This is a genomic window from Streptomyces sp. NPDC005576 (assembly GCF_042871745.1).
GTDB lineage: Bacteria > Actinomycetota > Actinomycetes > Streptomycetales > Streptomycetaceae > Streptomyces.
On sequence record NZ_JBIAJC010000010.1, the window covers coordinates 238,520 to 260,821 of the forward strand.

The 22,302-nt window shown below is 71.5% G+C and carries 13 protein-coding genes and 4 tRNA genes; 9 read left to right on the forward strand and 8 right to left on the reverse strand.

The window, feature by feature from the left end:
* Nucleotides 1–47 precede the first annotated feature (47 nt).
* The 3 genes from ACFYPN_RS19870 to ACFYPN_RS19880 form a co-directional block, all read right to left on the reverse strand.
* On the reverse strand, nt 48–212 hold the full coding sequence (locus ACFYPN_RS19870; RefSeq protein ID WP_358759631.1) for a hypothetical protein: 165 nt from the start codon (nt 210–212) through the stop codon (nt 48–50).
* Nucleotides 209–1,333 (reverse strand): radical SAM protein, encoded by a 1,125-nt coding sequence (locus ACFYPN_RS19875; RefSeq protein ID WP_358759633.1) that lies wholly within the window; start codon nt 1,331–1,333, stop codon nt 209–211. Before ACFYPN_RS19875 ends, ACFYPN_RS19870 begins: the two co-directional genes overlap by 4 nt.
* A gap of 193 nt (nt 1,334–1,526) precedes the next feature.
* Entirely contained in the window at nt 1,527–1,856 is a 330-nt protein-coding gene (locus ACFYPN_RS19880; protein ID WP_358759635.1) for a hypothetical protein, read from the reverse strand.
* Between the two features lie 323 nt (nt 1,857–2,179).
* On the opposite strand from ACFYPN_RS19880, the gene ACFYPN_RS19885 reads away from it, so the two are divergent.
* On the forward strand, nt 2,180–3,529 hold the full coding sequence (locus ACFYPN_RS19885) for a hypothetical protein (RefSeq protein ID WP_358759637.1): 1,350 nt from the start codon (nt 2,180–2,182) through the stop codon (nt 3,527–3,529).
* On the opposite strand, the gene ACFYPN_RS19890 is transcribed toward ACFYPN_RS19885, so the two are convergent.
* Entirely contained in the window at nt 3,507–4,040 is a 534-nt protein-coding gene (locus ACFYPN_RS19890) for an NUDIX hydrolase (protein ID WP_358759639.1), read from the reverse strand. The two genes, ACFYPN_RS19885 and ACFYPN_RS19890, sit on opposite strands and share 23 nt — an antisense overlap.
* Nucleotides 4,041–4,876: 836 nt before the next feature.
* On the opposite strand from ACFYPN_RS19890, the gene ACFYPN_RS19895 reads away from it, so the two are divergent.
* From ACFYPN_RS19895 to ACFYPN_RS19905, 3 genes are all read left to right on the forward strand, one after another.
* Nucleotides 4,877–5,587 (forward strand): DUF4145 domain-containing protein, encoded by a 711-nt coding sequence (locus tag ACFYPN_RS19895; RefSeq protein WP_358759640.1) that lies wholly within the window; start codon nt 4,877–4,879, stop codon nt 5,585–5,587.
* An 81-nt stretch (nt 5,588–5,668) separates the two neighbouring features.
* Nucleotides 5,669–5,777 (forward strand) — tRNA-OTHER (locus tag ACFYPN_RS19900).
* Nucleotides 5,778–5,963: 186 nt separating this feature from the next.
* Nucleotides 5,964–6,038 (forward strand) — tRNA-Trp (locus tag ACFYPN_RS19905).
* A gap of 539 nt (nt 6,039–6,577) precedes the next feature.
* Here the strand turns inward: ACFYPN_RS19905 and ACFYPN_RS19910 are convergent.
* Together ACFYPN_RS19910 and ACFYPN_RS19915 are read right to left on the reverse strand one after the other, a co-directional pair.
* Entirely contained in the window at nt 6,578–7,765 is a 1,188-nt protein-coding gene (locus ACFYPN_RS19910) for a hypothetical protein (RefSeq protein ID WP_389299723.1), read from the reverse strand.
* A gap of 140 nt (nt 7,766–7,905) precedes the next feature.
* Complete coding sequence (locus ACFYPN_RS19915; RefSeq protein ID WP_389299726.1) at nt 7,906–8,868, reverse strand: bifunctional DNA primase/polymerase; 963 nt, start codon at nt 8,866–8,868, stop codon at nt 7,906–7,908.
* 600 nt (nt 8,869–9,468) lie between these two features.
* On the opposite strand from ACFYPN_RS19915, the gene ACFYPN_RS19920 reads away from it, so the two are divergent.
* The 3 genes from ACFYPN_RS19920 (at nt 9,469) to ACFYPN_RS19930 (ending at nt 15,340) form a co-directional block, all read left to right on the forward strand.
* Nucleotides 9,469–12,630 carry a glycosyl hydrolase 115 family protein gene (locus tag ACFYPN_RS19920; protein WP_389299873.1) on the forward strand — a complete coding sequence of 1,054 codons (3,162 nt, stop codon included), beginning with the start codon at nt 9,469–9,471 and terminating at the stop codon, nt 12,628–12,630.
* 343 nt (nt 12,631–12,973) lie between these two features.
* Nucleotides 12,974–13,531, forward strand: coding sequence for a SigE family RNA polymerase sigma factor (locus ACFYPN_RS19925; protein ID WP_358759646.1), 558 nt, complete (start codon nt 12,974–12,976; stop codon nt 13,529–13,531).
* A 159-nt stretch (nt 13,532–13,690) separates the two neighbouring features.
* Nucleotides 13,691–15,340, forward strand: a complete 1,650-nt coding sequence (locus tag ACFYPN_RS19930) for a long-chain fatty acid--CoA ligase (RefSeq protein WP_389299728.1) — start codon at nt 13,691–13,693, stop codon at nt 15,338–15,340.
* 117 nt (nt 15,341–15,457) lie between these two features.
* Here ACFYPN_RS19930 and ACFYPN_RS19935 read toward each other — a convergent pair whose 3' ends face one another.
* Both ACFYPN_RS19935 and ACFYPN_RS19940 read right to left on the reverse strand, forming a co-directional pair.
* The gene (locus tag ACFYPN_RS19935) at nt 15,458–19,852 is read right to left on the reverse strand and encodes a PAS domain-containing protein (protein ID WP_358759649.1); all 4,395 of its coding nucleotides are present in this window, start codon (nt 19,850–19,852) and stop codon (nt 15,458–15,460) included.
* 365 nt (nt 19,853–20,217) lie between these two features.
* A complete protein-coding gene (locus tag ACFYPN_RS19940; RefSeq protein ID WP_389299731.1) occupies nt 20,218–21,090 on the reverse strand; it encodes an SSI family serine proteinase inhibitor in 873 nt (290 codons plus the stop codon).
* Between the two features lie 391 nt (nt 21,091–21,481).
* On the opposite strand from ACFYPN_RS19940, the gene ACFYPN_RS19945 reads away from it, so the two are divergent.
* Nucleotides 21,482–21,572 (forward strand) — tRNA-Ser (locus ACFYPN_RS19945).
* Nucleotides 21,573–21,966: 394 nt separating this feature from the next.
* Nucleotides 21,967–22,039, forward strand: a tRNA-Arg gene (locus tag ACFYPN_RS19950).
* Nucleotides 22,040–22,302 lie beyond the last annotated feature (263 nt).

The window sequence follows — 22,302 nt, forward strand, 5'->3', positions numbered from 1 at the left end:
GACGCGAGTACGCCGGGGCCTGAACGGTGTTGACCGGATCGTGTCGGTCAGTGGGGGTTGTCGTCGCCGGCGTCGCAGGAGCACTCCGCGCTTTCCACGATCACGTCGAGGTCGGGGACGGCGGTGATCGACGCGGTCGCGACGGGCGGGGCCGCGCGGCGGGCCGAGGTCGGCGGGCCGGGGAGGATGGTCACCGGTACGGGCGGGGTCATGAGGCGTTCTCCTTGTCTCCGTGCTGGCAGTAGCTGTGCAGCGGCGCCTTGGCCTCCTGGTAGTGCTTGGCCAGGGGGCGGCAGACCCGGCAGGTGCCGGACAGGGCGCAGCCTTCGCACCCACCGGTGCGAAGCATGAGGCGGTCGGCGATGGCGCCGAGCCGGGTGAGGCCGTCGATGCCCTCGGCCATGAGGTCGATCTGGTCGTCGCGGCCGACCTTGCAGATCGACACCTTGGCGTGGGGGTCGGCGTGGAAGAAGGTGTGTCCCGCGTTGCAGCCGGCGAACGGCTTGCGCTGCCGCAGGTGGGCGGCAGACTGGGCGAGCAGCGGCTCTCCGCCGCCGTAGATCGTGGGCGTCATGTTCGTGTACGCGTGGTTCTCGACGTTCCACTCTTCGGCGAGGGCGGCCATCTCGTCGGCCTCGGAGGCGTTGTCCTCGGTCACCACGACGTTGATGCGCAGAGGAAGACCCGCCTCACGGGCGGCGTCCATGCCGCGCCGGAACGCCTTCCACGCGCCACGGCGCTGGGTGAGCGTATCGAAGGACTCCTCGCTCGCCCCGTACATGCTGACCACTAGGCGGTACGGCGGAGAGTCCCGGAAGAGCTTGAGGAGGTCCGGCCGCCAGAGCAGGGAGCCGTTCGTGGAGATGGTGAGCATCATCCCGGCCTGCCAGGCGTACCGATAGGCGCCCTGGAAGTGGGGATCCATGGTGGGTTCGCCGCCGGTGATCTGGAGCCAGAGGACACCGGCCTCGCGCATGATGCCCAGCAGCCGGACCTTGTCCTCCCAGCCGAGGCCGGAGAAAGGGCGCTCGCCGAGGTAGCAGTGCTTGCAGCCGAAGTTGCAGCCGAGGTTGATCTCCCAGGAGGCACGGCAGTAGCCGTACGGGGACGGCTCGCGCACCAGCACGGTGCCCTGCGCGGTCTGGCCACCCAGGTCCAGGCCCCACAGGTCGGAGGCGGTCTGCACCGTCCAGGTGGGAAGCGACTCACCGGCGGTGGCGGCCTGGCGCAGACCCTCGAAGTGGTCGGCGGAGATGCGGGCGCCGGCCCGCGCTCCCGGCTTGAGGAGAAGGTGTCCGTCGAGGAACGGAGAGGCGATCAGAGCGTGGGCCATCGGTGGCCCTCCTTCCGGATCACGGAGCAGGACAGTGCACGGGGCCCCTGGCGGCCGGCGTGGCAGTGGATCTCTCCCAGCCCGTTGCAGGTGCCGCAGGTCTTGCCGGACGAGTTGGCGCCGCTGCCACCGCAGTCCCCGCACTGTTCGTTGCGAGGCGAGCGAGAGCGCCGGGTCTTGTGCGGGCTCGCGATCAGCTGCTGCACGAGACCTCCTCCAGGGCGTCTTCCCAGGTGTGCTGCTTGGCATGGTCGGCGAACAGACAGCAGCCCTCACCGTCAGGACCCGGGGCGGCCACCGGACAGTCCGGCAACACGACGAGCTCCGCCTCGTCCGCCCCGTGCCAGCGGAGCCACAGCGCGGTCCCGTACGCGCCGACGTCGGTGAGGAGACCGAAGTGCTCACCTTCGTCGTGCGCGGACAGCTGGCACTGCACCACCCTGTCGATGTACGGGGCGGTCGACTTCTCACGGGCTTCTCGTGCCAGGTCGAGGGGCACCCGGCGCCAGCGCGCGCAACGCATCACGACACCATCCGGAAGGACGCGACGTTGTTCCGGGCCTGCTGCGAGCACCGGGGACAGACGCACGGCGGGTAGCGGCCTGGGTTCTCCGGAACCACAGGGTCCTCGCCCACGCGTACCTCCGTGCAAGGTCCCCACGTCTGGCCGGAGTCGCGGGAGACCCGCAACGTCATCCGTACGTCGTCCTGTCCGTTCGCCATGGTCAGGAGCATCGCGATCCACGGGCCCGGCCAGAAAGGCCAAGCGGATTACCCAACTTGGGTAACATCACCCTCGGTTGACCAAGTGCAGCGATCCGTAGTCCTCATGCCGGAGCGTGCCCGATGCCCGAGCCATCTCGCTCGAAGGAACTCCCGGTCAGCCTGCTCACGGACCCAGTGATGATCGAGGCATGCCAGGCCAGAGACTTTGGCCGCATCTTTCAGCTGGTCAAGGCACGAGCAGGCATCTATCCGTCGATGGTCGCGCGTCGCTGCGACCTGACCCCGAGCCGCGTGGGCGAGGTGATCGCCGGACGGCGGCAGCTGCTGCACATGGACGTGATCGAACGGATCTCGGACGGACTGCGCATCCCCGGACACATGCTCGGCCTTGCCCGACGTTCCTGGGAGACGCCGTCCAACCTGACAGTCACGCCCCGCGAACCGGCCGAGGTACCGGCCCCCTCAGCCGTCGAACCACTGGCCGCCGGACTACCGGGGGCGGACGTCGACAGCATCCTCGCCCTGGCGGCCGAGCGGGATCTCAGCGCCTCGACGCTGGACGCGCTGCATTCGTCGATCGCGGACTACTGGCGCCGGGACGACGAGCACGGTGGCGAGACCTTACGGCCAGCGGTCGTGGGCCAGCTCCGCTACGTCGTCGATCTTCTCAAGGAGCAGCGACCGGCTCCTCTGCGGGACGGCCTGCACAGCATCGCGGCCGAACTGGCCCGGCTCACCGGATGGACCTACTTCGACGCCCGTCAGTACAACCAGGCACGCGCATACTTCACCGAATCCCTCGGCTTGGCCAAGGTCATCGACGACCGCCAGTTCATGGCCAACGTCCTCGCCTGCATGAGTCTCCAGGCCACCTACCAGGACAAGCCCGGCGACGCCCTCGCGCTCGTCACGGCCGCCCAGGACCAGGCCCGAGCGGCCGCGGGGACGACACCGCGCGTGCTGGCCATGCTCGCGATGCGCGAAGCCTTCGCTCACGCCACCCTGGGCAACCACGGCGCGACTCACACCGCGATCTCGGAAGCCCACACCCACTTCGGACGGATTAGCACAGGTGATCCGGACCCGGCCTGGGTCGCCTACTTCGACGAACCGAAGCTGATCGTGGACACCGGCATCGCGCACGGCCGCCTGGGCGAAGCAGCCCTCGCCGAACCCCTCATTGCGGACGCGCTACGCCGCGAGCACGCATCGAACCACCGAGGCCGGGCCTTCCACGCCTTCTGGCTCGCCCGCACCCAGCTTCAGCGCGGCAAACTCGACGAGGCGTGCCACACGGCCATGGATGCCCTGGCCCCGGCGGCGGCCGTCAGCTCGCAACGAGTCGCCGGCCACCTGCGGGAGTTCTACGAGCAGCTGGAGCCCTTCCGTCGGGAACCGGCTGCGGTGGCGTTCGAGGCCCGACTCCGGGAAGTGCTGCCCCGCCAGATCAGCGGATCGCCTCGTCCATGAGCACGTAGAGCAGCCCGACCAGGGAGCCGCTGCTGACGATCTCGCGGCGGTCGATCATGCCCCGCACGTCGGCCAGCGGGATCCACTCGATCCGGTCCGACTCGTTCTTCTCGGTCGGCGGACCCTCGTACGTCGCTCCGTCAGCCCGGAAGACGTGGTGCTGGGAGTCGGTGATGCCGTTGGCTGGCTCGGCATAGATCAGCGACTTGATCGGGCCGGGCCGCCAGCCGGTCTCCTCCAGCACCTCACGGGCTGCCGCTTCAGCCGGGCTCTCGCCTTCCTCGACCAAGCCCATGGGCAGTTCCCACGCCCAGGCGTTGGTGATGAAGCGGTGCCGCCACATCATCAGCACCTCGCGCCGTTCGTTGACGACGGCAGCCACGGCCAAGTGCCGGAGCTTTACGACGTGGTGCTCCCAGCGGTTTCCGTCCGGCGTCTCGACGTCCGTGAGCCACAGGTTCACCCAGCTGTTCTCGTAGATCGGACGTTCCCCGTGGATCTTCCACTGCATCGCTGCGGCCCCTCTCGATCGGCCTCCAGCATCGCAGAGCTACAGCCACAGACTGCCAGGTTCAATCAAATTCACGTCATAGTGACGAATAGGTGGCCAGCCTGAGGGGACGCGGATGGTGGTGATTGGCCCTCGCCCAAGACCATGAGCGGGGGCCAATCTGTTGTCAGCCAGTTACGAAGCCAGGGCTAGCTGTTGTTGCCTTCCTGACGACCGCGGCGACGCCACCGTGTGAATGCACTTCGGCCGGCGAGTACACCGATAGTCGTGACAGTGCTTGCCGCCAGATTGGCGAGGATGTCGATGAGAAAGCCCTGCATGTGCTCTCCATGGGCAGCTTGAAGCTACCCACCGGATGAGCGGGCTTGCAGCGAACGTCACGTACGTGACTGGAAAGTGACCCCGTCCTCGCCCAGGGACTGCCCTAGCCATGCGGCAGCAGAATCATGGTAGCAACGAGACGTCCAACTCGGTGAAGCCCGCAGCTCGCATCTCGTCTACGAGGTGCCACCACCTTGTCGCTTCAACCTGGGGCGTGCGCGGGCATGCTGGGCACCTGAAGACGTATGAACTGCGACCCATCATGGACCCAGGCTCGGCGTCCCGCATTGGTGACGCGAAGTATCTGAAGGCATGGGTCATCCCATGGCTGCCATCAGCTTCGCGTCGAGCCATCGTCAGACGGACTCGCGCGTGCTGGCCCCTATCGGTGCATACGATCCCGACTCGGTACTCCTTGGCCATACCGACAGTCTCCTGTAACTCTTAAACCGTATGCGCACGTAACCTTCGGCAGCGATGATCGAGAGTTCCATCGCTGCAGTCGGAGTGTTGATATGCCCAATCAGGAGCAGGTCCTCTCGTACGCTCGCTCACTGGCCCAGACGTTGCAAGAAGGTCTGGTGTGGAAGCCCGGTCGGAACGAGGACGGTCGGGGCTGGTGGCAGATATCGGACCATCAGGAGCTTCCTGCCCTGATGGCGAACGCGTTCGCGGGCATGGAGTTTCTGCGCCAGTACGCCGGTGAGGACAGCTTCTGGACCTCCCGTGCTGCTGAGGTGTACCAAAGCAAGGGAGATAACCAGTCCACTGAGTCGGGAGCTCGCGCCGTCGGTGATGTCCTGCTTACCTGGGTTCGCCAGGTGGAAGCGGGCGTCAGCGAAATCGTGGGTGCTCGCGCTTGGTCGGAGGTCGGCCTGATCAGCACGGACATGATGGGCCAGGTACGGCGGCTACTGAGTGACAAGCAGACCCATCCTGCTGCGGCCATCGTGCTGTGCGGTGCAGCATTGGAGAGCGCACTACGGGCGCTGATTGAGGCCCGCGGGCTGGAACTGCCCGAGCGCCCCTCGCTCAGCACGTACTCGCAGCTTCTCCGTCGGGAGGAGCTGATCACCAAGCAGGAAGCGAAGGATCTTGAGCAAGTTGGGGGACTCCGGAATGCGGCGGCTCATGGTCAGTTTGAGGAGCTGAGTCGAGAACGCGCCGGCCTCATGGAGCAGCAGACCAACCTCTTGCTCAGCAGGATCTCTGAGCTTCACCTGTAGGACTGCTGGGGGGCGGTGCGATCGCGCCCGCGCCGGTCGCAGTGGACCCGGCGTGGACCGCGTGGCTCCACGGCGGCTGGTGGTGGGGTCGAGTATGCAGGTCAGGCGCGTGCGAGAGGCTTCCCGCAGCACCCTCTTGAAAACCGTCGTCGCAGCGATGTGACCGTGGGTTCAAATCCCACACCCACCGCAGAGGAACGACCCCTGACCAGCGACATCGGTCAGGGGTCGTTCTCATGCCCCGGTGGGGGCGTCGAGGAAGGGCCGCGTGGGCGGTGGGACCGCAGCGTCAGTGGTCAAGTCCCCTTCCGTGCGCGGCCGTACGCGCCGGGACCACCAGGAACTGCGGGAGGCCCCTTAGGATTCCGGTGGGGGCGGAGCCGTAGCGCAGAGGTCGTCGCGCGCGGTCTCCAAAACCGTGAGGACGCCGGTTCAAATCCGGTCGGCTCCGCCTCTCCCGTCCGCCCGGACGGCTCCCCCTTCCGGTCCCCGCGCGATCGCGGCAGCTACCGCCCGCGCCTCCCCAGCAACCTCAGCCCGCCCACTCCGAGGCCCGCGAGGACGATGAGGGTGAGGACGATGACGGTCACTTCGCCCGGGGTCAGTGCTCCCAGCATGGGTGTCTCCTGGTCTCGTCGACTGGCCGGCGGGAGAAGACCCCGACGGCGAAAACCCCACGGCAAGGGCCCGAAGGCGGTGGCCGCGACGCGCGGTGGTGGGCCGCGTGAGGATGACCCTGGCAGTACCCGAGGGCCCGCGGAAGCCGAAGCGGGAACTCTTGAGGGCTTTCTGAGCATGGCGTGACCGGCCCCCCGGTACGCCCCCCGTACGGCCCCCCCCGTACGCCCCCCCGTACGCCCCCCCCGTACGCCCCCCCGTACGGCCCCCCGTACGGCCCCCGCCCGTACGGCTTCCGCCCGTACGGCTTCCGCCCGTACGGCTTCCGCCCGTACGGCTTCCGCCCCTACGGCCCCTGCTGCTGCCCCGTCCCTACGGCGGCCCCGACCCCGTGAGCCAGTACGCCCCGTACACCGCGGAGGCGACGGTCAGGGTGGTGAGGGCGCTCCAGGTGAGCGCGGGGCGGCGGCGGGCGAGGAGCACCGCGAGAGGGATCAGCAGGGGGAACGCCGGGAGGAGCAGGCGGGGTTTGGAACCGAAGTAGCCCGAGGCGCCTACCGCGAGCAGGGTGACGAGGGCCGAGTAGGCGATCAGGGGCGGCGGTTGGTGCTGCTTGGCACCGATGTGGTGGGGCCAGTACGCCAGGAGCAGCATGCCGAGGAGGGCGAGCACGGCGAGTGCGGCGGAGCCGCCGGTCAGGAAGCGGGCGAAGGCCCAGCCGCCGTCGAAGCCGTTGCCCCACTCGTCCTGTACGTCGAGGTAGCCCAGCAGACGGCCGCGTCGGGCGCCCACCCAGAGGATGTACGCGACCGCGCCCACCGGTGCCACCAGGCAGCCGAGCACCGCCCGTATCCGGTCCCGGGAGCCGCCGGCCCCCGCGCGGTGGTGGAGCCAGACCGCGAGGAACAGGGCGGCCGTGACGGCGAGTCCGACCGGGCGGGTCAGTCCCGCGAGGCTCGCCAGGATGCCCGCGGTCATCCACCTCTCGCGGAGTGCGCACAGCAGCCCGCAGGCGGCGAGGGCGGTGAAGAGGGCTTCGCTGTACGCCATCGACTGGACGATGCCGACCGGTACGGCCGCCCACAGCACCACGCAGACGACCCCGGCCCGGTCACCGTAGGAGTGGCGCACCACCAGGAAGACGGCCCAGGCCGCGAGGGCCGAGGAGAGGGCGCCGACCAGGAGCCCGGCGGCGGGCAGGCTCAGGCCCGTCACCGTCCGGGTGCCCCGCTCCAGCCAGGGGAGCAGGGGGAAGAAGGCCATGCTCGACAGGGAGCGGCCGTCCGGCGCATTGACGGTGAAGGCGTAGCCGTGTTCGGCGACCCGGGCGTACCAGAGGGAGTCCCAGCGTTCCGACAGGAGCACCCGCGGGCTCTTGTCCGTGGCGGCGGCGCGCACGGCCAGGGCGGCGAGGGAGAACACCCGTACGCAGAGGAAGAGAGCGACCGCGAGGAGCGCGGGGCCGCCGGCGCGGAGGTGGGCGCGGAGCGGGCGCCGGGCCGGGTCCGCCGTCGGCCTGTCGCCACCGTGCTCCCGGGTGGTGGGCGCTGCGGCGGGCATGAACGGGCCGATCTCTCCGGGACGGGGTGTGCGTGACGGGTTCGCGCACACCGGTCCTGCGGGCTGCGGAGACCGGGGAGAACCCTACTCCTCGGCCTCGCCGCCGCCTCGGAGTCCTGCCGAAGTGGCTGTGGGCACCCTCAGGCCGCCTCGGAGCGGCCCGCCGTCATCCGGGCGGCGGAGGCGAGGGTGGCGCGGGCCTCGTGGAGGGAGAGGCCGGCGCGTACGGCCGCCTCGGTCAGGGCGGGGGCGAGCGCGTCGCCGAAACCGTGCTCGTACGCGCGGCAGGCGGCCCAGAACAGCCGGGTGTTGCGCTGTCCGGCGCGGGCGGCGAGCACGAAGTGGACCAGCCCCTCGCCGTCCTCGGGGGCGCGGAGGGTATGAGCAGCCCCACTGGCCCCTCCCACCCCATTGGCCCCTCCGGTCCGGCGGGCCGGGCGGGCCGGGGGCGTCAGCAGGCGCAGCAGGGTGCGCGGGCACGGCGCCGGTGGGAGGTGCGCGGTGCCCGGGGCGAGGCGGTAGGTGCCGTGCGGGGTGAGGGAGCCCGGCCCGATGAGGTAGCCACCGGTGCCCCGGACGTCGATGCCCGGCGCGAGGCGGCTCGCCGAGCTGGGCACGACGACCTCCGCGGGCGCGGTCAGCCAGAGGTGCCGACCGCCGCTCGGGGTGAGAACGGTGAGGGTCGGCGGGATCGTGAAGAGGTGCTGGAGGGCGAGTTGGCGGAGCGCGCCGTCCGCGTGTGCGTCCGTAGCCCCGAGAGCGTCGGCGGCCTGCCCCGTGGCCGGTCCGGCGGTGTCCGCGTCCAGATCGATGCCGATCAGCCGGTGCGGCCCCCGCCCACAGGCGATGCCGTACCCGGCCACGTCCGGCGCCGCCGCGAAAAGCGCGCGGACGACAGCAGGGTCGGTGGTCGCGTCGTACACCCCGTGTCCGGGCAGCCCGCACTGGCCGGTGCAGGCGGTACGCGCAGGTCGGCCCGGGTGGGGCGAGCGCAGGGCGGGGAGTCTGGCGGCGGTGAGCGGGATGACGGGGAGACCCCGCTCCGCGGCGTTCAGCGCGTGGGCCAGGGCCAGGGTGGCGATCTGCCGGTCGGTGGGGGCCATGCACTCATGTTCGTACGTGAGTTCGAATAAGGCAACGGAATTGAGGGTGACCCTGGGCACCCCCTCGTCCGCCCCCGGGCTCCGGGCGGGCCGTGGCCGGACACCTCCCGGCCGGCCTTGCGGCAATCGGTTGGTGCAAGGGGATTGACCGCCGGAAAAGGCGGGCCTTAGGTTTCCAGAAAATTGCGGGGACATTCTCGAAATGTTTCGGTCCCGTTCGAGGATCGCGCGTGGTCCGATGTCGGGATTCCTCGTGTTCGAGTGCCTTGGCTCGATAAGGGAGGGATCGGTGAGCTGTGTAGTCCTGGCATCCTGCGCCTCGCTTCCCGCTGTTCCAACCCGTGACCTGCGAACTTTCCCCCCTGCCCGTTGTGGCGACTCTTTTCTCGAAACTTTTATCGGAGGTCATTCGTGGAATCACAGGTTCCGGGCCCGCGCCTACCGGCATCCCAGGTAGAGGGGTCCCGTCAGAGCTCCTGTCAGGACTGGTCCCAGGGCCCGTCCCAGGACGCTTCTCAGGGCCCCGATCGCTCCGGCGCACCGGAATCGGCCGCCTCGGCCCCTGCCAGTCGGCGGTCCGTACTCGCGCTCGGCCTCGGTCTGAGCGCCCTCGCCTCCCCGCTCCTCTCCCTCGGCGGCGCGACGCCCGCCGTGGCCGCACCCCTCGGGACCCAGGGCGTCGGCGGGACGCGCGGTGACGGCGGGACGCAGGGGGGCGCTGCGGGCCGGGCCACCGACTCCGGGGCGTACATCTCGTTCGGCGCGGTGTCCGGCGGGTTCACCCTGGTGGCGTCGGGCCGCGCGGTCCCGCTCGTCGTCAGCGGCGCGGACCACGCGGGTGTCATCCGGACCGTCGGCGATCTGCAGTCCGACATCGAGCGGGTCACCGGGGTGCGACCGGCCGTGGTGCGGAAGGCCGGCGCCGGGCAGCGCGAGATCGCGATCATCGGCACCATCGGGCGCAGCCCGCTCATCGACGCACTGGTGGACGCGGGCAAGCTCGACGTGAGCGGCATCGCGGGCACGTGGGAGACGTCCCTCCAGACGATCGTCGAGCGGCCGATGCCCGGCGTGGACCGGGCCTTCGTGATCGCCGGCAGCGACCAGCGCGGCACGATCTTCGGCGCGTACGACGTCTCCCGGGGCATCGGGGTCTCCCCCTGGTACTGGTGGGACGACGTGGTGCCGGAGCACCGCGACCAGATCCACGTCCGCCCCGGCCGCCACACCCAGGGCACCCCCGCCGTGAAGTACCGCGGCATCTTCGTCAACGACGAGAACCCCTCGCTCGGCACCTGGGCCCCCAAGTTCTTCGGCCCCGGCAAGGCGGCGGGCTTCGAGGGCGGGTTCAACGCCGACTTCTGGGCCCGGATATTCGAGGTGCTCCTCCGGCTCAAGGCCAACTACCTCTGGCCCGCCGTCTGGGGCCGTGCCTTCGCCGAGGACGACCCGCTGAACCACGCCACCGCGACGGCGTACGGAATCGTCATGGGCACCTCGCACGAGGCCCCCATGATGCGCGGCATCGAGGAGTGGAACCGGCACGCGGTCGCCGCCGTGCGCGACAGCGCGGGCAACATCACCACCCCCGGCCACGACCCCTACGGCGGTACCGGGGAGTGGTCCTTCCGGCGCAACTCCGAGGCGCTGAAGGCATATTGGGCCGACGGAATCCGCCGTATGAAGGAGCAGGACTTCGAGGGCGTGGTCACCCTCGGCATGCGCGGCAACGGTGACACCAGCCTCCCGGACGGCGACGCGATCGAGCTGATGGGCGAGATCATCGCGAGCCAGCGCGCCATCATCGCCGACATCACCGGCGACGAGACGTCCGTTCCGCAGGTGTGGACCCTCTACAAGGAGGTGCAGCGCTACTGGGACCGGGGGCTGCGCGTCCCGGACGACGTGACGGTGGTGCTCACCGACGACAACTGGGGCAACGTGCGCAGACTGCCCCAGCTCGCCACCGACGCCCGCGCCGGTGGTTACGGCCTCTACTACCACTTCGACTACGTGGGCGTCGGCCGCAACTACAAGTGGGTGGACACCACGTCGCTGCCGAACATGTGGGACCAGCTCAACCAGTCGTACACGTACGGGAATCACGACCTGTGGATCACCAACGTCGGCGATCTCAAGGGCAACGAGCTCGCCACGCAGTTCTTCATGGAGTACGCCTGGAGCCCGGCGCGCTGGGACCTCGACCGCCTCCCGGAGTGGGAACTCGGTTACGCGCGACTCCACTTCGGGGAGAAGCAGGCCGAGCGGATCGCGGAGGTCCTCTCCGAGTACGCGCACCTCCAGCAGATCCGCAAGCCGGAACTGCTGAACCGGCGCATCACCCTCGACCCCGCCAAGGACCCGGCCACCGACTCCTCGGCGATCGTCTACGACGACCGGGCGACCCCCTTCAGCCTGGTGCACCACCGGGAACTCGAGCGGGTCACCGACCGCTGGCGGGCTCTCGCGGCGAAGGCGCGCGCGGTGGGCGAGCGCCTGCCCGCCTCCTCGCAGGACGCCTGGTTCGAGCTCGTCGGGTACGAGGTCGAGGCCACCGCGAACGTCTACGAGCTGCGCGAGGCGCAGTTCACCAACCTCTTCTACGCGGAGCAGGGCCGGGCCCTGACCAACGAACTGGCTGCGACCGCCGAGGCCCGTCTCGCGGACGACTTCGCCCTGTCCAAGAGGTTCAACACCCAGGTGGCGGACGGCAAGTGGGAGGGTTTCCAGACCCAGCCGCACATCGGGTACGGAGACGTCGCGCGCTACGGTCCCAACGCGCCGTGGCAGCAGCCCGAGTTGAACAACGTGGCGCTCGCCGACGAGATCTACCCGGCGGTGAAGCGCATCGAGCTGCCCCGGGCGGCCGAGATGGGCGTCGCCGTCGAGGGGAGCGAGGACTGGTGGCCGGGCGGCGGGGCGGGTGAGGCGGAACTGCCGGTGTTCTCGCCGTACTCCAACGGCCCCGACCCCTACCTCGACGTGTTCAACCGGGGGCAGGCGCCCTTCGACTACCGCATCACCGCCGGGAAGTCCTGGCTGCTGGTGGACCGGCCGCACGGGCGGGTCACCACCCAGACCCGGGTCACCCTGCGGGTCGACTGGAAGCGCGCGCCGCAGGGCGTCAGCCGGGTGCCGGTGACGGTGAGCGGCCCCGGCGGGGCGAGCGTCGTCGTGACCGCCGTGGTCGACCGGCCCCGGCCGCCGAAGCCGGGCCCCAAGGGGTTCGTGGAGGCCGGCGGGTACGTGTCGATGGAGGCCGAGCACTACAGTCGCGCGATCGGCAGCGGGTCGGTGAACTGGCGCCACCTGCCCGACGTGGGCCGTACCGCGGGCGGCATGGAAGCCTTCCCGGTGACGGCGGCCCGGCAGTCGGCGGGCCGGGGCCCCCGGCTGGAGTACACGCTGAGCCTCTTCACCACCGGACCGGTCACGGTCTGGGCGTATCTCTCCCCGAGGAACAACGCGCTGGCCGGCGACGGCCTGAAGTACGCGGTCTCCTTCGACGACGACGTACCGCGCACGGTGAACGCCACGGCGGTCACCGGCCAGGACGACGGCACCATGAACGTGCAGTGGGCGCGCGGTACCTCCGACAACGTCAACCGCACCGCCACCCAGCACGTCATCGCCCGGCCGGGGGAGCACGTGCTGAAGTTCTGGATGATCGACCCGACGGTGGTGCTCCAGAAGCTGGTGGTCGACACCGGCGGTCTGCGGCCGGTCTACCTCGGGCCGCCGGAGAGCCTGCGGATCGGCTGAGGACCGGCGGAGGACCGGCTGGAACCGGGAGCCGTCCCGCTGTACCCCGAAGCGACCCCCGGACCCGTACGGTGCGCGGCCGGCCCGCGCGGTGCACTCCGGTGCCTCGCGCGGGCCGTTCCCGCCCCTGCCCCGGCCCCCGACCACGTACCGGTACCCGTACCCCTCCCCGCCGCCGTCCGGCCCGGGTTGGCGTCACGGTGAAGGCCCCGACCCCGACTCCCCCTCTCGCGCCCTCCACCCCCAGGAGGTGGACGCCTCCCGGCTCCTACACCCTGAGGCGGACGTGCCATCGGGACCTGGGGCCGATCCGTCGCCCGGCCTTCGCTCCTAGGTTGGAGAGATGACCACGCCAGTCTGCACGGGCGCCCTCAGGCACCCCGCTGCCGCCGCCGGACACACCCCGCCCTACTCGTCGTTCTCCTCGTACGTCCGGGCGCGCGGGCCCGTCCTGCTGCGCACCGCGCGCTCGCTCACCGCGAATCCGAGCGACGCCGAGGACCTGCTCCAGACCGCGCTGGCCAAGACCTATGTGGCCTGGGAGCGGATCGAGGACCACGGGGCGCTGGACGGATACGTCCGCCGCGCCCTGGTGAACACGCGTACCTCGCAGTGGCGCAAGCGCAAGGTCGACGAGTACGCCTGCGACGATCTGCCCGAGCCGGCGACCGCCCCGGCCCCCGACCCGGCCGAACACCAGTCGCTCCACGACGCGATGTGGCGGGCCGTGCTCAAACTGCCGGACCGGCAGCGGGCCATGGTCGTCCTGCGGTACTACGAGGACCTCAGCGAGGTCCAGACCGCCGAGGTGCTCGGGGTGTCCGTGGGCACGGTGAAGAGCGCCGTCTCCCGGGCGCTCCGCAAGCTCCGCGAGGACCCGGAGCTGACCCCGGCGCGCTGACCCGGCGCGGTGCCCCGCGTGCTGGTCACGGACGACCCTGACCACCGCTCTCCCGGGGGCGCGTACCGATTGGGGTGGCCCGGAGTAGTGACATACCGCGCGGTATGTGCGCAGAATCAGCGGAACCCTACTGCTGCGTAGCGCCTCCGGGAGGACGCCGTGCTGAGCACCATGCAGGACGTACCGCTGACTGTCACCCGCATCCTGACCCATGGGATGACGATCCACGGGAAGTCGCAGGTCACGACCTGGACCGGCGAACCCGAGCCGCACCGCCGGACTTTCGCGGAGATCGGCGACCGTGCGACCCGTCTCGCGGGTGCCCTCCGCGACGAACTGGGCATCGACGGTGACCAGCGTGTGGGAACCCTCATGTGGAACAATTCGGAGCACGTCGAGGCATACCTGGCGATTCCGGCCATGGGCGCCGTGCTCCACACCCTCAACCTGCGGCTCCCCGCCGAGCAGCTCGTCTGGGTCGTCAACCACGCGGACGACAAGGTGGTGATCGTCAACGGTTCGGTGCTGCCGCTCCTCGCGCCGCTGCTGCCCCATCTGCCGTCCGTGGAGCACGTGGTCGTCGCGGGCCACGGCGATCTCTCCCTGCTCGACGGCGTGGCGCCGCGCGTGCACGACTACGAGCAGCTCATCGCCGGCCGTCCGGCCACCTTCGACTGGCCCGAGATCGACGAACGCCAGGCCGCCGCCATGTGTTACACCTCCGGCACCACGGGCGACCCCAAGGGCGTCGTCTACTCGCACCGTTCGATCTACCTGCACTCGATGCAGGTCAACGCGACCGAGTCGATGGGGCTGACGGACGCCGACACCACGCTGGTCGTCGTGCCCCAATTCCATGTGAATTCCTGGGGTTTGCCCCATGCGGCCTTCATGTCCGGTGTGAACATGTTGATGCCGGACCGCTTCCTCCAGCCCGCTCCCCTCGCCGACATGATCGAGCAGGAGCGGCCGACCCACGCGGCCGCCGTCCCCACCATCTGGCAGGGCCTCCTCGCGGAGGTCACCGCGAGGCCGCGCGACCTCACCTCGATGGCCCGGGTCACCATCGGCGGAGCCGCCTGCCCGCCCTCGCTGATGGAGGCGTACGACAAGCTGGGCGTCCGCCTCTGCCACGCCTGGGGCATGACGGAGACCTCCCCGCTGGGCACCATGGCCAACCCGCCCGCCGGGCTGAGCGCCGAGGAGGAGTGGCCGTACCGCGTCACCCAGGGCCGCTTCCCGGCCGGTGTCGAGGGACGGCTGGTCGGCCCGGGCGGTGAACACCTGCCCTGGGACAACGAGTCGGCCGGTGAGCTGGAGGTACGCGGCCCCTGGATCGCCGGCGCGTACTACGGCGGCGCGGACGGTGAACCCTCGCGTCCCGAGGACAAGTTCAGCGTGGACGGCTGGCTGAAGACCGGCGACGTCGGCGTGATCAGCCCGGACGGCTTCCTCACCCTCACCGACCGGGCCAAGGACGTCATCAAGTCCGGCGGCGAGTGGATCTCCAGCGTGGAGCTGGAGAACGCGATCATGGCCCATCCGGACGTGGCCGAGGCCGCCGTCGTCGCCGTACCCGACGACAAGTGGGGCGAGCGCCCGCTGGCCACGGTCGTCCTCAAGGAGGGCGCCACCGCCGGCTTCGAAAGCCTCAAGGCATTCCTCGCCGAGTCCGGCGTCGCCAAGTGGCAGCTTCCGGAGCGGTGGACGGTCATCGCGGCCGTACCGAAGACGAGCGTGGGGAAGTTCGACAAGAAGGTGATCCGCAAGCAGCACGCGAACGGCGAACTGGACGTCACGGTCGTCTGACCGTCCACGTCAGCCGTACGTCGGCTCACGTCGGCCGTACGTCGGCTCACGTCGGCGCACGCCGGCCGCACGGCAGCGGGGTGGTACGGAGATCCGTACCACCCCGCTGCCGTGCGGTCAGTTGGTCCCTATCTTCGCCAGCAGATCGACGATCCGGGACTGCACCTCGTCACTGGTGGAGCGTTCGGCCAGGAAGAGCGCGGACTCGCCGGAAGCGAGCAGCGACAGCCCCGGTCCGTCCAGTCCGGCCGAGGTGTAGACGACCAGCGGGGTGTGGTTCAGGCGCCCGTTGGCCCGCAGCCAGTCGATGATCCCGGCCCGTCGGCGACGTACCTGCATCAGGTCCATCACCACCAGGTTCGGCCGCGTCCGCGCCGCCAGGTCGACCGCCTCGCTGTCCGTCGACGCCCGGACGGTCTGCATGCCGCGCCGCTCCAGGGTCTGCGCGAGGGCCTCCGCGATCTCCTCCCGCTCCTCGATGACGAGGACCCGGGGCGGGTGCTGCTCGCTGTCGCGCGGGGCGAGCGCCTTGAGGAGGACGGCCGGATCGGCGCCGTACGCCGCGTCCCGGCTTGCTTGCCCCAGACCTGCCGTGACCAGCACCGGCACCTCGGCCGCCACGGCGGCCTGGCGCAGCGACTGGAGGGCGGTACGTGTGATGGGCCCGGTCAGCGGGTCCACGAAGAGCGCGGCGGGGAACGCGGCGATCTGCGCGTCCACCTCCTCGCGCGAGTGCACGATCACCGGCCGGTAGCCCCGGTCGCTGAGCGCCTGCTGGGTCGACACGTCCGGAGCGGGCCAGACCAGCAGCCGCCGGGGGTTGTCCAGCGGCTCCGGGGGCAGCTCGTCGTCGACCGGCCGGGGCTGCGGACGGTTGGCGATCTCGACCGCACCGCCCGGACCGTCCAGCGGCTCCGGGCCCTCGGCACCCTCGTCGGGTGCTCCTATGGCGTACGAACGCCCTTCGGAGACGGGCGTCATCAGCTGCCCGGAGGCCGACGCCGTCGCGCCGGAGCCGGGCCGCGCGGGCTGTGGGGTCGGAGCCTGCGGAAGGCTTTGCGGAAGTCCCTGCGGAGCGGCGGCGGGGGCGGGAGAGTCGGCTCCCGGGGGCGCGGACAGCTTGCGGCGCCGGCCCGCCGCGCCGAGCGTCTGGTTCTGCTGGTGCCCCAGGTGCTGTACGAGCGGTACGCCCTGACCGAGTGTCCGCACACTGAAGGCCCGTCCCTGGGTGTCCGAGCCGCCGGGCATCGGCATCTCGGCGGGCAGCGGCTGCCTGCGGGCCGCGGGCGCGGCGGCGGGCGGCACGTGGGTGTTGCCGGTCGCGTGCGTGGTGGGCCCGGCATCGCCGGACACCGGCCCGGGAGCGGCGGGCGGCGCGGGCACGGGCGGTGCCGCGGCGGGAGCGGTGGGCGGTACGGCGGTGGCGGGAGGCACCGGTGCGGCGGCGGGGGCCACGGCCGGGCGCGCGAACCCGTCGCCGGTGACGGCGCCTTCCCGGTCGCGTGCGGCGTACGCCAGGGCGGGCTGCGGCGCCTCGTCGTCGTCCTGGACACCTGCGTGGATGCCGGCGTGGGAGGGCCCGTGCGCCGGGCGGCCGACCCGGTCGGTCGAGTCGACCCGCGACCAGCTCTCCGGCGAACCCGCCGCCTCGGCGGGACGAGCCCGGCGGCGGCCGGACGGGGCGGCGGTCACGGGGTGCGGCTCCGGTGGCGTGTGGTCCTCGTCCGGACCCATGGCGGTGGCGTCGTGCCGGTCCGGTACCGCTCCGGGCCCGGGCTCGGGCCGGTCGGCGTCTGCGGGCCCCAGCGCGAACGGGGTGCGCGGCCCGGCGTTCTCGGCGGCCAGCCGCTCCTGCGCGGCGGCCAGCGCACGCCGGGCGCGACGTCCTGCGGGCTGGAGTTCCGGTGCGAGCGCCTCGGGCTGCGGAACGCCCTCGTCGTGCACCACGGGCGACCGCACGGGCAGCGCGGGACGGCCCGCGCCCTCCGGACGCACCGGTCGGCCCTGCTGTCCGGGGGCCTGCGGGCCCGTGACCTGTACGCCGGGGTTCTGTACGCCCGGGGCCTGCGGGCCCGTCGGGACGCCCTGCGGGGGCACGGTCTGTCCGCGCTGCGGACGCCCCGCGCCCTGGGCGCCCTCCGCCGCCGTCACGACGGAGCCCTCCGAAGGCGCGTTACCGGCTGCCGGGAGCGCCAGAGCCTGCCCGGCACCGCGCGGACGCGCCTGCGCGGCCGGGAGCTGCTGAGGAGGACCGGCCTGCGCCGGTACGGGCACGGACTGCTGAGCGGATACGGGCCGCGGATCCGGTACGGAGACCTGCCCCGCGGGCCCGGACTGCCCCGCGGGCCCGGACTGCCCCGCGGGCCCGGAGTGCTGGGCGGGACCGGACTGCGCCGGAACCGGGGCGGTCTCCGCCGGGCTGGGGCGACCGCGCCTGCGGCCGGAACCCTCGCTGGGCCGGGGCACCAACGCTTCCTGTTCCTGCTCCTCCACCGCCGCCGGACCCCGCCGTGCCCGGCGCCGCCCGGTCGCGCCCGCGCCGCCCGCACCGTCGGACGAGTCCACCGGGACACCCGTGCCCTCGGTACCCGCGAGGCTCTCCGGCCCCTCCGGGCTCAGCGCGCTCTCCAGGAACGCGTCCGTCGAGGCCCGGCGAGCCCTGCGCCGCCCACCACTGACGACGGCGGGAGCGCCGACGGCCTCGAAGGCCGCGACCTCCTGCTGCGGCTGCGACTCCGTGGCCTGCTCCGGCAGGGCGGCCCGCGCCTGCGGGGGCGGCTGCTGGATCGTGCCCGAACCCGATCCCAGCGGTACTTCGAGCACGTACGCGCTGCCCGCCATGCCGGGCATCTCGTGGGTCTGGAGCACCCCGCCGTGCGCCCGCACGATCCCGCGCACGATCGGCGTGTGCACCGGGTCACCACCGGCGAACGGGCCGCGCACCTCGATCCGTACGACGTCCCCGCGCTGGGCCGCGGCCACCACGACGGTCGAGTCGAGATAGCCGCCGCCGGGTGCGATCCGGGTCTTGCCGGTGGAGTCGATGCCGGCCACGTCCGCGACCAGGTGGGCCAGGGCGGTCGCCAGCCGGCGGGCGTCCACCTCGGCCTCGATCGGCGGAGCGTGCACCGCGAACTGCGCGCGCCCCGGACCGATCAGCTCGACCGCGCCGTCGATGCCCGCCGTCACGACGGCGTCGATCGGCGCCGGAGCCTTGTCGAGCGTCTCCGTGCCGAGGTCCAGGCGCTGGTAGCCCAGAACGTTGTCGACCAGCGTGGTCATCCGGGCGTACCCGGCGGCCAGGTGGTGCAGGATCTGGTTCGCCTCGGGCCAGAGCTGGCCGGCGGGGTCGGAGGCGAGCGTGGCGAGCTCGCCCCGCAGCTCCTCCAGCGGCCCGCGCAGCGACTCGCCGAGAACGGCCGTCAGCTGCGCGTGCTGCGCACCGAGCAGGGCGATGTGGTCGGCCTGCTCCTCCAGCTCGGAGGCGTACCGCTCGGTGCGGTCGGCCATCTCCGAGGCGTGGCCCTCGGTGAGCCCGGAGACCTCGGTGGTGTGGTTCTCGGTGAGTTCGGTGACGGCGGCGGTGTGGCTCGCGGTCAGCTCGGCGACCTCGGCGGTGTGCTTCTCCGTCAGGGAGGAGATCTCGGCGGCGTGCTTCTCGTTCAGCTCCGCGACCTCGGTCGTGTGCTGCTCGGTCAGCTCCTCGTACGGCCTGCGGTCGGTGAAGGTCATCACCGCGCCGACCAGCTGGTCGCCGTCCCGCACCGGAGCGGTCGTCAGGTCCACCGGAACCCGCGCGCCGCTCTTGGACCAGAGCACCTGCCCGCGCACCCGGTGCTTGCGCCCGGAGCGCAGGGTGTCGGCGAGCGGCGACTCGTCGTACGGGAACGGCTCGCCTTCCGCACGCGAGTGCAGGATCAGCGGGTGCAGCTCCTTGCCGCCCAGGTCGCTGGCGCGGAAACCGAGGATCTGCGCGGCGGCCGGGTTGACCAGGACGACCCTGCCGTCCGTGTCGGTACCGACCACGCCCTCCGAGGCGGCCCGCAGGATCATCTCGGTCTGCCGCTGCGAACGGGCCAGTTCGGCCTCGGTGTCGACGGTGCCGGAGAGATCCCGGACGACGAGCATCAGCAGCTCGTCACCGGTGAAGGAGGAGGTGGGGAAGTCGTTGTAGGCGGCCTGCCCGCTGTCGAGGCTCGCGCTGGTGACCTCTACGGGGAACTCGTGGCCGTCCGTCCGGCGCGCGATCATCCGCGTCGGCTTGGTCCTGCCCCGGGAGTCCGCCGATTCGGGCCGGCGCATCGACCCGGGGATCAGCCGTGAGTCGAACTCGGAGAGCAGATCGAGGAGTCCGCGTCCCACCAGGCCCGTACCGGGCGCCTCGAACATTTCGAGCGCGATGCTGTTGGCGTTGACGACCGTGCCGTTGGCATTGACGAGCAGCAGCCCGTCAGGGAGGGCGTCGAGTATGGCTGCGAGGCGAGCAGTGCCTCGGGATGGCCTGCTACTCACGACGCGCTTCCTCCCTGTTTACCGCACCTTGCCGGCCCGGGGCCCCATCTTGCCCCTCGGGCCACAAGCTGTCACGGGAGGAGTCTACGGGCACCGGAGCGGGCGGGAACGGTGGATGAGGGGGAGCTCTCGTCGAGCTTCTGTACAACCGGTGCGCACCGGAACCCCCCAAACACCCCAACGCGCCCCGTACGTACGGCTCCGGAGCTCTGCACGGAGCCGTACGCCGGGGGCCCGGGAAGGAGGCCGGGAAAAGCCCCATTCGGCCTACTCGACGGGCTCACTGGCCCGCCGGCACCCGCCCGGTTTCACGCCCGCGTCCCGGGGGTGGACGCCGGCCGGGACCCTGCCGGTTACCGCCCGGCCTACTGGCCGGTGGCCGGGAGCAACGGGCGCAGGGCGTTCCAGCGGGCGATCTCGCAGCCGTTCTTGCGGTTCACGGTCGTGTCGACCGGTCGGCCCCGCCAGGTCCCGGTGATCCGTGCGGTGGCCGGTCCGCCGTACATCTGGGTGCACATCGCGTTCTTGTCGACGGGCCGGAACAGGTCCTCACCGGTTCCCTCCGCCTCCGCGAGCCGGTCGCAGGCGCCCTGCGCGTCCGGGTGGTCGCCTCCGGCCCGCGTACCCGACCGGGTGCCGGCGGCGGGCGTGCACGTCAGCTCGTACGAACCGTCACCGACGCGCTGTGCGGAGCCGGGCTTGCCGGAGGCCCCGGAGTCGGTCCTGCCGGAGTCCGTGTTTCCGGAGCCCTCCACGGTCACCGTCAGCCGCGTGGTCGCGTCGGCCTCGGCTCCGCCGGTGGTGGGCGCCGGCAGGGTGACGGGCGCCGGGAGCGTGGTGGGACCGGCCGAGTCCCCCGGCCGGTCGCCGTTGCTGCGGCCGGGGAGGGCGGGGTCGTCCGTGTCACGGGGACCGCGGGCCTCGGCAGCCCCGGCACCCTTGCGCGCGGGGCGGAGCATCCCGCTGTACGGGGAGCCGGCGGGGCCGGACGGGCCGGACGGGCCGGCGGTCCCGTTCGGGCCGGGGGTTGCGTTCGGGCCGGGGGTTGCGTTCGGGACCGTGGTTGCGTTCGGGCCGGCGGTCCCGTCCGGGACGGTGGGCCCGGGCTGCTCGGACACCGGGAGCGGCCCCGACCCCTCGATGGGCACGGGCAGCGGCCCCACGGCCGTGGCGAGGGGGGCGGCCGTGGAGAGCGCGGCGATCGAGAGGACGGCGGTGAGGGCGAGACGGCGCAACATTGCGGGGCTCCTGGTCCTGGGGCACGGGCACGGGTGGGCGGCGGGCAGCGGCTGACCCATCTCGTGTCCCTGGATCACGTCGGCCCTTCCTGGTGTCCCTAACGTCCCTCCCGCCCCGACGTTGCGCGATCCGGAAGGGCCGCACGGAGCAAGCCGGGGCGCACGCCGGGCGTACGGGCGGGGCGGGCGGGGCGTTCAGTAGGGCGACGGGCCGGCGTACGGGCAGGGAGCGCCGACCGGGAACGGGAGCGCGCCGGATCTTCCCCGCATCAGGGCCGTATCTGCTTTGCCACCGCGCCCACCTGCCTAGTACCGTGGGCCGCGATTGGTGACACCGGCTCCGGCTGTGTCATCATCTGCACGCACCACTCGCGCTTGCGCGAGGTGTGCTGGAGGCGTCGCCTAGTCCGGTCTATGGCGCCGCACTGCTAATGCGGTTTGGGTTTTAAAACCCATCGAGGGTTCAAATCCCTCCGCCTCCGCCCCATCCGAAGCCCCGTGCCCCTGGCGCGGGGCTTCGGTCGTTCTCGGGGGCCGTCGCTCGGAGGACCTGCCGTGCTCGCGGTCGGGGCGGTCGCCGTGGCCGGGGCCGAATCCGGTCGTTCCCAATCATTCCCGGTCGTGATCGTGCGAGGTACGGGTCCGGGTCCGGATCGCGGTGGCTCCCGCCCGTGGAGGCCCGTTCGAACGGTTTCCGCGAGCGGCAGAGGCGGAAGGACGGGGGCGGCAGCGCGCCCCGGAACCGTCGAGATTCACCCTCTGGGGACGTTTCCGCAGGTCAGGCGGGGTGAGGGCAATGGATTTCGCGTCACGGCGCGGTTCATGTAATGTTGTTCTCGCAACGCCGACCGGGAAGAAAAAAGCCCGGAACGCCAAGCACTCGTAGCTTAACGGATAGAGCATCTGACTACGGATCAGAAGGTTGCAGGTTCGAATCCTGCCGAGTGCACAGCAGGCCAGAGGCCCCCAGGAGAAATCCCGGGGGCCTCTCGCGTTGTCCGCCCCTGCGTGGCGCGGTCCCGAAGGCCGCTCGCCCCGGCGGGAGGGAGCGCGGGGCGAGCGGTGTTCCGGAGGATGCCGACGGCGTCTTCCTGAAGGAAGTCGCTCCAGCCACCGGTGGTCCGGGACCGGCCCACCCGCAACGGGCCCTCGCTGTAGGGGAGGTCGGTCAGGTAACCGGGGTCCCGGCGGGGCTGACAGCGCCAACCCGCA